The organism is Epilithonimonas sp. (genome assembly GCF_032054305.1).
In the GTDB taxonomy this organism is placed as follows: Bacteria; Bacteroidota; Bacteroidia; order Flavobacteriales; family Weeksellaceae; genus Epilithonimonas.
Map to the genome: position 1 here is coordinate 288,666 of NZ_DAMBSX010000005.1, position 12,137 is coordinate 300,802.

A 12,137-nucleotide genomic window follows, 5' to 3' on the forward strand; every position below is an offset into this window, starting at 1 on the left:
TGTATCTACAACTCTTCCAAAGGATTCCAGAAGAGTTTCTTGAAATCTTTGACTTTTCCACTTTCCTGAACAACAACATTTTCTTTTTCAAGCCTTTCCCGAAAAGATGGAACAGACAATTTCCCGGAACTGCTTATGACGCGATGAGCGGGAACATCTTTTGGGCAACCTCCCATTGCATTACCAACGTGACGGGAATGATTGGGATACCCCACCGCTTTTGCAATAGCTCCGTAAGTGGACACTCTTCCTTTTGGGATTAGTTTTGTGACTTCGTAAACTTGCTGTTTAAATAGTTCGTTCATTTTATTATTTAAATTAAAAATAATTATCTCGCTGATCGAGCAAATTTAGCTGATTTTAAATTTGCTTAATCTGAAAAATGCGCGAGACTTATGAATTCAATTAAAATTCTAATAGCTTAAGTTTCAATTGTACCCCGAAGTTATCTTTGAAGTTGCTTGTTGCATAATAACCTACTCTATAAAACAATCCCAAATTGAATCTTGAGCTCAGGAAATTATTATACTCGAATCCAACTTCCTGATATAGGTGGTCCAATGGAGAGAAGTTCTCTATCTGGTGGTATTCGGGGTGTTTCATATCACCAATCACCCCTCTGTAAATAAAATCAAAGCTGGAAGTATTCTTCCCAAAACTTTTGAAATACCAAGGAATACGGTGCGAAATATAATAACCTGCAAACTTATCATTGAAATATTTCCCCGCAGTCATTGTAGCAAAACCAAGATAACTGGTCAAAGAGAAATTGGACAGAATCCCCGTGCTGCTATTGCCATCCAGACCGCCCATCTCGAATAGATGCCAGATCGGTGCCTTTCCCAGGTAATAGCCTCCGAAAGCTCTTGTCTGCGTCATTCCCAAAGATGTTCTGAACTGATGTGTGTACAAAACATCAAAACGACTGTAATTGAATTCCCCGCCTAAACTTTTATACCCTTGTTCATAATTGAAGAAAACCTCCGGGAAGTTCTGCTCAAAGGTATATTTACCTGTCGGCGTCATTATGTTCCTATTATTAGGAGAAAACTTGATTGTTGCTAATGAACTGAAGTTCTCGAATTTTCTGGACATTCCCATAAACTCATAAGGATAACCCGATTCCTCGTTTTGCTTTTTGGCAGAGACGTTTAATGTCAACGAATTGCTCAGATCCACTTCATAGCCAAACCTGAATCCGTCAAACTTATAGTATTTATCATTCTGGATAGACATCCCATTATTGTTTATCTGCATCTTGGCATTCCAAAGATTCTGACTGAATCTCCCCGAAGCCATTACATCATTGAAATACTCGAAACGGAAAAAAGAGTTTCTTTCCAAGGTGGTTCTCACATCCACACCTGCTCCATATTTGAAACCCCGGTCTTTGAAACCATAAGCTAAATATACATCTGGAGAAATATATTTATTAAACTTCTCATTCAGTTTGAAGCTTGCACCTGGCCGGAAACCTTCGTATTTGTTATATCTGGTTTGCAATGGACTTATATCAACCATTCCAACAGTAAACTTTGCTCTTAGTAGCGATGTAAGAACTCTGACTTTTCTGTCCAATGTATATTTTTTACCCAAGCTATCTACTTTTACATAAGTCAGTTTTTCCCTTGCCGTTAAACTATCTGTTCTATATTGATTGAGGAGTGAGCCGTCTGCATTCTTCACGCTCATCGTATAACCACTGAACTGTGAAGCCTTGAAGTCGACAGGTGTCTGAAAATCAAAATAATCGGACTTCATATAAGCATAGTTTCCAAATCTTTTGATTTTATCTAACCGTTCTTTCTTTTCTTCGGCAGTTTCATTTTCCTTTTTCTCAACAGTGGCGAATTCGGAGACGCCCATTTTTATTTTAAGATTTTCTGTCTTCAGGAACCATTTGTTATTGATCGGTACCCAGACTGAAGTTATGCTACCATCGGTTTTGACTTTACTATTGCTTTCAATCTTTTTAATGGCATAAGTATCTTTATCGATGTACAGATAACCATTATATTTTCTTCTGTTGACAGGGACTTTATAATCTACCTGACGGAAGCGGATGACGTAATTGTCTCTCCCATCTATTTCAATAGAATCTGTCAGGAAATAACGGTAGAGGCTTCTGTTCTCCGGCAAGATCTCTCTTGGGATCTTATCTCTGTTGGAACGAAGGGCAAGCATTTCGTAAACAGGATTTTTTAAACCGGAGATCCTATTATCCAGTATATTCGTTTTTTCGCCATACTTCTTAGAATATAAAAACTGCATCGCACGTTCCCAAAGAAACAGTTTGCTATCTCTGGCAATTCCCATCATCTGCTCTCCTTCTATAGAGTCCTTGATTTCTTTTTCCTTTTTAGGCAACTTGCGACTCGAAACCCTGGAAAGAGAATCTTGTCTGGCGTTGTAAAAACGCGTGTAATCTTTTATACTGTCCTCGTCCACATCAAAAGACATTTTTTCATAAGATTTATAGGAATAAGAATCTAAAGAATTAGGCGAATTGTTTTTGAAACTTTTGAATACCTTATCAATGATAGCCAAAGCTCTCGGATCACTTTGATTGCTCAGAACCACGCCTTTTATCTCACTGGCTTTGATATTCTCACGATCCAGACCGATTTCCATTACCTTGTCCACCACCACCTCGTCGCCAATATAATTATCAATTTCCACATCTACTTTTGCACATTTGGTTGTAAAAGTCACGATTCCTTTATCATTCGTCTGTCCCAATAATTTATCATTACAATAGACTTTTGCACCTTTGATCGGCTTTTGATTATCAGACCTATAAACCGTGAGCGTACTTTGAGAAAAAAACAGAGATGTATAGAAAAGAAAAATGAATGGAAAGATCTTATTCATAGTTTGGTTTTATTAAGTAGTATGATAGTTTTCTGAAATGTTACTAAATTGTTTTTCCTAAATTTAAAAATAATTTACACAAATTACCTCATATAATATCGAGCCAAAGTTATTTCAGCCAATAAAAAAGCATCTCAATTATAACAGAGATGCTTATATAAATAAATTTGTGATATGATTACTTTAACTCAAAGTAATTTAAGTTTGCATTCCCAGCTTCGAAGTACAATCTTAGTTTGTTTTCTCCGGAATTGAGGCTGATATTATTTACAGAGACTGTCTTCCAAACATTTTTACCTGTAGGTGGTAGCTTTACAGCACCCAGATCTTCGCCATTTTCTGTTTTGATAATTAATTCGGAATCTTTGCCAGAATCATTATTATACCTGAAAGTAGCTGTGTACTTTTTAGCCTGATTGCTTTTGACAGTATATTGTAGCCACTCTCCTTTCTCCGTTTTCCCGACATAGAATCCATTGTTGATCTTATCGTTACAGGCATAGATATCAACACCATCATTTCTCATTTTATTTCCGGAGTTCCATTCTGTGTGATTTCCTGTGCTTACCCAAAGATCTTGAAAATCATTATCGGAATACGCACTTCCAAATCTTCCCAAATCATATTCTGTAGCGAATATTCTTCCCGGCGCAATGTGGTTTTTATAAGGTTTCGTAGCTTCATCTGTTACTTGACGGAACATTGCATCGATGACATCTTTTTTGACTTGGACATTTTCTATTTTGTAATTGTCTGCGATTTTCATCAAGGCTTTTTTAGCGAAATCTTTTGTAGGTTTCTGCCCTCCGTTTTTCCAATAATTAAGAAGTTTTTTATATTCCGGTGTGATCTTCACATTCGTTACACCTGCTATATTGTCAATTTTTTTCATTGGCCAATAAGCATAACCGATGTTATTTTTCAATAATAGCTGATTGAGTTCCGTAAACCATACATTCGAGTTTTCCCCTGTTTCGCCTAACCAAACCGGAACGTTCAGTTTTAGTCTTGTATTTACAATATTCTGGATAGCGTCTTGCGAATTGGTTGTCCAATATTTATGAAAACTCAGAACAATATTATCATCCCAAAGTTTTGGTAAACCGTTGTAATTATTTCCCCAGCCATTACCTTCAAGAATGATAATATGGTTTTTATCTACTTCTCGAATCGCATCAGAAATCTCTTTCTGAAGTTTCCAAAGTGGTGCATTGGACATCTCGTCCGTTCCGTTTTCATTTTTTCCTGTGAAGCCGTAATTAGGTTCATTGATCATATCATAACCTGCGATCCATTCTTTGTCTTTGTAACGTTCAGCCAGTTTTTTCCAAAGCGCAATTGTCTTTTTCTGATTCTCTTCGTTGTCCCAAAGATTAGGTTTTGATTTGTCATTATCGGAAATATTAGCATCGTTTCCTTGTCCGCCAGGCACCGCGTGCAGGTCAAGAATCAAATAGATTTTATTGTCCTCGCACCATTTCAAAAGATTATCCGTCATTTGGAAACCTTCTTCCAGCCAAGTATTTTGACCTTTCACAGGTTCTTTTTCGATTGGCAATGTATAAAGATTGTAATGCATCGGAAGTCTGATGGAGTTGAATCCCCATTTTGCTAAAGAATCGATATCTTTTTTGGTAATTCCATTTTTGAGATAAGCTTTATAGAATTCGTTTTTTCCATCTTCGCCTGCAACTTCTGCAATCTTTTCTTTGATTTGATATTGTGGTCCGGCAAAATCAGCCGTCTTCAGCATATAACCTTCCTGAAGCATCCAACCGCCCAATCCAAGACCTTTCAGATAAACATTCTCTCCTTTTGAATTAACAATTTTTTGTCCTTGAGATTTCAAAAAACCCTGACACGTCCCAAATTGAGACAATAATAAAGCGCAAAATACAGCAGTTTTTATCATAAATTCATTTTTAACTAAGATAATACTATTTTGTTAACGAACAAGAAATTAATTTGAAAGCACTTTTCAAAATAAAAACCCAAACTATTAATCAATAATTCGGAGTAGTATATAAATGCAAATATTTCTGAATTAATTAGAGAATTTCATATTCTGGATTCGAACTGCGTTTAGTATTGCAAGTAACGCCACGCCAACATCTGCAAAAACGGCTTCCCACATATTTGCCAATCCGCCAGCACCAAGAATTAGAACAATTACTTTCACCCCAAAAGCCAAAGCGATATTTTGATAAACAATTTTCTTTGTCGCTTTTCCGATTTTGATGGCGGTTGCAATTTTCGAAGGCTGGTCTGTTTGAATCACAACATCAGCAGTTTCAATCGCTACATCAGAACCTAATCCGCCCATCGCTATTCCAACATCGCTCAAAGCTAAAACCGGCGCATCATTAATTCCGTCTCCAACAAAAGCGACAACTTCTTTTGGATTGTTTTTAAGATTTTCTAATTTCTCGACTTTTCCTTCCGGAAGCAAGCCTCCAAAAGCAGAATCAATTCCTAATTTTTTAGCAATATTTTGAGTAAGAGAATCTTTATCTCCGCTTAACATTACCGTTTTGATGTTATTATTTTTCAATTGATGAATTGCCAATTCCGAATCTTCCTTAACTTGATCAGAGATTGTGATGTAACCTTTATATTCGTTATCAATAGCTAAAACAACCGTTGTTTCTACAATTTCTTCCAAGAATTCCGGATAATTGATGTTAAAGGTTTTCAGCAATTTTGTATTTCCGGCAAGAACTCTTTGCTGGTTGATAAGTGCTTTGATTCCCTTTCCAGAAATCTCTTCTACAGATTCCGGAATCTGACCAGAAGGATGGAACTCTGAAACGGCTTTTGCAATAGGATGTGTTGAGTGGCTCTCGACCGATGATAAAATAGACAGAAAATCTTCTTTCGAAATATTTTCCGGAACGATATCCTGAACTTTGAAAACACCTTTTGTCAACGTTCCCGTTTTGTCCATCACAACAGTTGTCACATTGGCGATAATATCCAGAAAGTTAGATCCTTTGAACAAAATCCCGTTTCGGGAAGCTGCGCCAATTCCACCAAAATATCCCAACGGAATTGAAATAACCAAAGCACAAGGACAAGAAATAACCAAGAAAACCAAACCTCTGTAAAGCCAATCTCTGAAAATATAATTCTCAACAAAAAGATACGGAACAAGCGTTACCAAAAGTGCCAAAAAGAAAACAATTGGCGTATAAATCTTGGCAAATCTTCTGATGAATAATTCGGTTTTGGCTTTTCTGGAACTTGCATCCTGAACCATTTGGAGAATTCTGACAATCGAGCTATTTTCAAATAATTTGGTTGTTTCTATTTCGATGACTTGGTCAAGGTTCAGCATTCCGGCAAGAACTTCATCGGATTTTTGGATAGATGAAGGTTTGCTTTCACCTGTCAATGCTGATGTATTGAGACTAGCTTTTTCAGATAATAAAATCCCATCCAACGGAATCTTATCCCCGACTTTCACTTGAATTTTTTCTCCGATTTTGACCTCATTGGGAGAAATAGTTTTCCAGTTTCCATCTCGGAAAACAGTGGCTTCTTTTGGACGAACATCCAATAGTGATTTGATATTATTTCGAGCTCTGTTTACAGCAGATTCCTGGAACATTTCGCCAATTGTGTAAAACAGCATTACAGCAACACCTTCCGGAAATTCGCCAATAGCAAAAGCGCCGATTGTTGCAATTCCCATCAAAGAAAACTCATTGAAGAAATCTAATTTCTTTGCCAGCTCAAATGCTTCTTTGAAAACCGTGAACGCCACTAATATATAAGACACAAAATACCATCCGAATCTCAGCCACACATTATTGGTAAACCAATCAGCTTTAATCCAGAAATCTAAAATAAGTCCGGAGAAAAATATAACGAGACTGATAATCAATCCTGCTTTTGAACTGCTGTGAGAATGGTCATGGTCGTCGTGATCATGCTGATGAGAATGTTGCTTATGATTGTCTGTCTCGCAACATCCGCTACTACAATTCGCCATAATTTGTAATGTTTCTAAACAAAGTTAAGGGAAATAGTTTGTAATTGATGCTTTATGTAAAAGGATTTAACGCAAATTGCGTAAAGTTTTTTGTTCTTTATTGAAATATTTTTGAGGTTCGCAAAGGCGATTTGCTCAGCTAAGAAATAAAGAGTTGTTTTTTCTCGCAGATTATGCGGATTTTGCAGATTTAATGCACAATATTGTCATTCCGTAGGAATCTAAACTGTCTTTATCAATTTTAGCTGAGATTCCTACGGAATGACAAAGTACACGTTAATTTTATTCTGATGACAAAACGTTAATGTACGGACGAAACCCATAGCCCCGATGGGAACGGCATCCTTTTTTGGCGTTGCGGGGAAATGTTGTAAAGATGGCTTCAGTTCGTTCGCAATGCCGAAAAAGATATAGTGTACAGCGGGATTAAGCTCCAAATAAATTTGATGATGTCTAATCTTACATATAATTAATACCTTTGAAAAAAATTTAAAATGGGTGTAGCGGATTTATTATTGAAAAGAAAAAAAGAACTGGCTGAAAAAAATCTGAGAGATGGTCAGGATTATTTGGTTGAAAACGGAAAAAGAGAAAGCGTAACGACTTTGCCAAGTGGCTTGCAATTCGAAATTCTTGTGGAAACTGAAGGCCCAAAACCAACGGCAAAAAGTACAGTAAAATGCCATTATCACGGAACGACCATTACAAGTAAAGTTTTTGACAGCTCTGTAAAACGTGGAAAACCAGCTTCTTTCCCTCTGAACAGAGTTATCAAAGGTTGGACGGAAGGTTTACAGCTGATGTCTGTAGGGAGTAAATTCAGGTTTACAATTCCACCGCATTTGGCTTATGGACAGCAGGAAGTTAGCAAAGAGATTGGTCCCAACAGTACTTTGGTTTTTGATGTGGAGTTGCTGGAGATTAAATAAGTGAAATTTAATTCTCAGATTGTATTGCAGTTATGAAAATTATTTATATTTTTGCAACCTGTTAATCAACCTCTGACGAAGGACGTGAATGTTGCTTAGCTTGACAAAACAAATTTTTTATTATAAAAAATGGATTTATTAAAGTACGTACAAGATAAGTACATTACGAAAAAAGAATTCCCAGAATTCAAAGCCGGTGACACCATCACTGTGTACACAGAAATTAAAGAAGGTAACAAAACTAGAACTCAGTTCTTCAAAGGTACTGTTATCCAATTGAGAGGAACAGGTCTTACTAAAACATTTACTATCAGAAAAATGAGTGGTGATGTTGGTGTAGAGAGAGTTTTCCCAATCAATATGCCTGCACTTCAAAAAATCGAAGTTAACAGACAAGGTAAAGTTAGAAGAGCTAGAATCTACTATTTCAGAGACCTTAGAGGTAAGAAAGCTAGAATCAAAGATAAAGCTTACGGAGGTAAGAAATAATCTTGAGACTTTCTCAAAAAATATAAAACCAGCAAATGATTTTGCTGGTTTTTTGTTTAAAAAAAATAATCGATTTCAAAATTTGAAAGCGATTTTATTTTAGATAATTCCTAATTCTTTCCCTACTTTTTCAAAAGCTGCAATAGCTTTGTCCAAATGTTCTCTGGTATGAGCTGCAGATAGCTGAACTCTAATTCTCGCTTTACCTTTAGGAACGACAGGATAGAAGAATCCAATTACGTAAATTCCTTCTGCTAAAAGTTTTTCTGCCATTTCCTGTGCTAATTTTGCATCATAAAGCATTACCGGAACAATTGCTGCATCTCCATTTGGAATATCGAAGCCTTTAGCCTTCATTTCTTTTCGGAAATATTCTGCATTTTCCATCACTTTATCTCTTAATGATGTATCAACAGAAATCATATCCAAAACTTTAGAAGCCGCACCAACAATTCCCGGCGCCAATGAATTGGAAAATAAATAAGGACGAGAACGCTGTCTCAACATATCGATGATTTCCTTTTTTCCCGAAGTGAATCCACCCAAAGCACCACCCAAAGCTTTTCCTAAAGTTGAAGTAATGATATCTACTCTTCCAATCACATCATTTGCTTCGTGAGTTCCACGACCTGTTTTCCCAATAAATCCTGTTGCGTGAGAATCATCAACCATTACTAAAGCATCATATTTATCCGCTAAATCACAAACGCCTTTTAAGTCAGCTACAATTCCGTCCATTGAGAAAACACCGTCAGTCACAATGATTTTGAATCTGTGATTTTTCTCGGAAGCCGCAATTAATTGTATTTCCAAATCTTCCATATTATTGTTCTTGTAGCGGTATCTTGCAGATTTACATAATCTCACTCCGTCGATAATAGAAGCGTGATTCAGCTCATCGGAAATGATAGCATCTTCTTCTGAGAATAATGGTTCGAAAACACCTCCATTCGCATCAAAACAAGCGGCATAAAGAATCGTATCTTCCATTCCTAAGAAATTAGAAATCTTAGCTTCCAAATCTTTATGAATATCCTGAGTTCCACAAATGAAACGAACGGATGACATCCCATAACCGTGAGAATCGATTGCATCTTGCGAAGCTTTCATCACTTCCGGATTATTAGATAATCCCAAATAATTGTTCGCACAAAAGTTCAAAAGCTTCTTTCCAGCTACTTCTATCTCCGCACTTTGCTGCGATGTGATGATTCTTTCTTTTTTGAAAAGTCCGTCGTTTTCTATGTTTGTTAATTCGTTTGTGATGTTCTCAAGGAATTTTTGTGATATCATTTTTATTGATTTTCGATTTTAACAAAAATAAAAAAAGCGCTGTAATAAAGCGCTTTTTTGTGATGTTTTTAACGTTTGGAAGAAATTCAAATTTAAACGCAAAGTCCGCAAAGATTTTTTTAAAATATTGAAAACATTTTTAAGGTTCGCAAAGACACTTCGACAAGCTCAGTATAAACTACAAACTCACCAAAGATTTGAATTATTTTAATCTTTAATAATTTTAAGTGATTGATTATTGAATTTCAAAATATAAGTTCCTTTGACCATGGTCGAAATGTTGATTTCGGAATTGGAATCTGTAACACCTTTTTTGATTAATTTCCCATCAACTGAAAATAGTTCGTAATCTGCTGATTTTGCCAAACCAGAAATTTTGATGAAAGATTTTGCAGGATTTGGATAAACACTGATATTTTTTTGATCAATATCATCAACTGCAAGATTGTTATCTTTAATTACTGTAGAACCTCTAGTTATGATCTGATTTTCATAATTGAATGCAACACTTGTTACCGTGAATCCAACATCTTGTGTAAAATATTGATTATTAGAAGTATGATTTAACACAAAATAAGCAGTTTGTCCCCCAGAACCTGAAACTTTGATTGGCAAAGGCATTTCAAAAAAACTCACAGTAGAACTACTTCTTGTCTGCCCAACTCTGAACGTCAATTGCTTGGTATCTGTATTTTGCATCCATCGAATCTGATAAGTTGGATAACCCTCTCCATAGATCCAATTATTAAAAAAATCCGTAAAATCTCTTCCTGTATAAGTGTTCAGAAAATTTTTAAAATCCGGGGTCTTTACATAATTATAGATAAAAGCTGGATTGTTCTGATAGGCTTTTAACATGGCATAAAACTGATCATCACCAAGAATCCATTTAATCATCCTTAATACAAAACCTCCTTTCGAATACGATAATCTCCCATTGAATATCCTGTAAAAATTAAGATCACTGTCCGGAATATAAACACTTCCACCCGGATCGCTGGTAATATAATCTATTTCATTAGCTAAATAGCTTTGAAAAACATTAGGCGTCATCATAAGTTTTTCATAGGTAAGATGTTCACCAAATGTTGCAAAGCCTTCGTTAAGCCAAATATCGTTCCATGCACCACAAGTAAGTTTATCACCAAACCATTGATGTGCTAATTCGTGTGCGATAAGACCTTGTCCAAAATTGATCATCGAGGTCATTGTCTGATGTTCCATTCCTCCACCCCAATTAAACTGCATATGCCCATATTTTTCATTTCTGAAAGGATATGGTCCAAAATTATTTTCGAAATTTTGCATACAGCTTGGTGTCCAGTCCAAACCATATTGACTATTTGCATCCGCTGCAGTTGCAGGATAAAGATAATTTATAAATGGAAAACTACTTTCTGACGTAGTAATTGTAGAATTAACTTTGGTATAATTGGAAATTCCTAAAGCAAAAAGATAAGCTGCAATTGGATAATTGGTTTGCCAATAAGTCAATTTTTTTCCATTTCCCAAAATGGTTTCAGACATCAATTTTCCATTGGAACCAACCGTATATTGTGCTGGCGTGGTAATTTTTATGTCCATTTTTTCTATCTTATCATTCATACTTTGCTTTGTTGGCCACCACTCTCTTGCTCCAAAAGGTTCAGACAGTGTTGCCAAAATTGGGTCACCAGCGGGGGTAAAATCTGCTGAAAAAGAATCAGCGCTTGCATCTGGAATGCCACTATACGTAATTGACAATGAGTCTGTGGTCTGAGCAACTAAAGAAGATGGAAAATTGATTTTGATCTCATCTGTACTCAACTGCTGAAAGCTTAGATTTTGCCCATGGTATTTTACATTGGAAACAGTCAGATTATTAGCAAGGTCAAAATAAATATCAGAAGAATTCGCCAACATCTTGAAATGAGATGTCATAGTTCCCGAAACATATTGTTGTGTCGGATCCAGATCCAACTCCAGCCTTACATATTGCAGATCATAATTCAGAGTATTCGGATTAACATTAACATCCAATGCAGACCTTGATGCGGCTTTCATTTCTGATTCTATCAAACCATTCCTATCAACATTACCAAATTGTCCGAAAACAGTATTAATTGTTAAGAAAACAGCCAATAATTTATAAAAATGTTTCATTTTATTCAAATATTTTAATTCAAAGCTACAAAAAAACTCACAAAAATTATGAGTTTCTTAATTTATAAAAAGATTAGTTATTGTATCAATAAATAGATCTGGTCAACAGATACTTTAATCAATGCTCTCTTCTTGTTTTTAAAGACATGTGGTAGACCTTATCCCGAAGTTTTCGTATTTTTCCGACAGGCTGCAATTCAGCAAGGTGACAATATACATAAGTGCACTTAGTCCACCTTTGGTGAACTGCTTTTAAAAGTGATAACTAAAAAACTGACTATCATCTGTCAATCTAGCAAATATGTCAATGTATAAAAGCTTGATATTCTAATTCAGGCAATTGTGAGATTCTTTCCAAACCCTCCATTAAATCTCGGTTATTGCTACAGAAGCCAAATGGCACCAACTAAGACAATTGGTGC

The 12,137-nt window shown here is 35.9% G+C and carries 8 protein-coding genes; 2 read left to right on the forward strand and 6 right to left on the reverse strand.

What is annotated here, in order from left to right:
- Positions 1-5: 5 nt before the first annotated feature.
- From RTX21_RS12695 to RTX21_RS12710, 4 genes are all read right to left on the reverse strand, one after another.
- Positions 6-305 (reverse strand): methylated-DNA--[protein]-cysteine S-methyltransferase, encoded by a 300-nt coding sequence (locus RTX21_RS12695; RefSeq protein ID WP_312768220.1) that lies wholly within the window; start codon positions 303-305, stop codon positions 6-8.
- A 100-nt stretch (positions 306-405) separates the two neighbouring features.
- A complete protein-coding gene (locus tag RTX21_RS12700) occupies positions 406-2,871 on the reverse strand; it encodes a hypothetical protein (protein WP_312768223.1) in 2,466 nt (821 codons plus the stop codon).
- A gap of 178 nt (positions 2,872-3,049) precedes the next feature.
- The gene (locus tag RTX21_RS12705; protein ID WP_312768225.1) at positions 3,050-4,783 is read right to left on the reverse strand and encodes a cellulase family glycosylhydrolase; all 1,734 of its coding nucleotides are present in this window, start codon (positions 4,781-4,783) and stop codon (positions 3,050-3,052) included.
- A gap of 132 nt (positions 4,784-4,915) precedes the next feature.
- A complete protein-coding gene (locus RTX21_RS12710) occupies positions 4,916-6,862 on the reverse strand; it encodes a heavy metal translocating P-type ATPase (RefSeq protein WP_312768227.1) in 1,947 nt (648 codons plus the stop codon).
- A 494-nt stretch (positions 6,863-7,356) separates the two neighbouring features.
- On the opposite strand from RTX21_RS12710, the gene RTX21_RS12715 reads away from it, so the two are divergent.
- Positions 7,357-7,791 (forward strand): FKBP-type peptidyl-prolyl cis-trans isomerase, encoded by a 435-nt coding sequence (locus RTX21_RS12715; protein ID WP_312768230.1) that lies wholly within the window; start codon positions 7,357-7,359, stop codon positions 7,789-7,791.
- A 129-nt stretch (positions 7,792-7,920) separates the two neighbouring features.
- A complete protein-coding gene (gene rplS / locus RTX21_RS12720) occupies positions 7,921-8,280 on the forward strand; it encodes a 50S ribosomal protein L19 (RefSeq protein ID WP_089770508.1) in 360 nt (119 codons plus the stop codon).
- A gap of 99 nt (positions 8,281-8,379) precedes the next feature.
- Here the strand turns inward: rplS and kbl are convergent, their stop codons facing one another.
- Together kbl and RTX21_RS12730 are read right to left on the reverse strand one after the other, a co-directional pair.
- On the reverse strand, positions 8,380-9,573 hold the full coding sequence (kbl, locus tag RTX21_RS12725; protein ID WP_312768232.1) for a glycine C-acetyltransferase: 1,194 nt from the start codon (positions 9,571-9,573) through the stop codon (positions 8,380-8,382).
- A gap of 207 nt (positions 9,574-9,780) precedes the next feature.
- Positions 9,781-11,715: a M1 family aminopeptidase gene (locus tag RTX21_RS12730; protein ID WP_312768235.1), complete on the reverse strand. Its 1,935-nt coding sequence runs from the start codon at positions 11,713-11,715 to the stop codon at positions 9,781-9,783.
- Between the last annotated feature and the right edge of the window lie 422 nt (positions 11,716-12,137).

Excerpts from the sequence above, each read along its gene's own strand:
- RTX21_RS12715 (WP_312768230.1), top strand. The coding sequence starts at position 7,357 with ATGGGTGTAGCGGATTTATTATTGAAAAGAAAAAAAGAACTGGCTGAA.
- RTX21_RS12705 (WP_312768225.1), bottom strand. The coding sequence starts at position 4,783 with ATGATAAAAACTGCTGTATTTTGCGCTTTATTATTGTCTCAATTTGGG.
- kbl (WP_312768232.1), bottom strand. The coding sequence starts at position 9,573 with ATGATATCACAAAAATTCCTTGAGAACATCACAAACGAATTAACAAAC.
- RTX21_RS12710 (WP_312768227.1), bottom strand. The coding sequence starts at position 6,862 with ATGGCGAATTGTAGTAGCGGATGTTGCGAGACAGACAATCATAAGCAA.
- RTX21_RS12730 (WP_312768235.1), bottom strand. The coding sequence starts at position 11,715 with ATGAAACATTTTTATAAATTATTGGCTGTTTTCTTAACAATTAATACT.
- RTX21_RS12695 (WP_312768220.1), bottom strand. The coding sequence starts at position 305 with ATGAACGAACTATTTAAACAGCAAGTTTACGAAGTCACAAAACTAATC.
- RTX21_RS12700 (WP_312768223.1), bottom strand. The coding sequence starts at position 2,871 with ATGAATAAGATCTTTCCATTCATTTTTCTTTTCTATACATCTCTGTTT.
- rplS (WP_089770508.1), top strand. The coding sequence starts at position 7,921 with ATGGATTTATTAAAGTACGTACAAGATAAGTACATTACGAAAAAAGAA.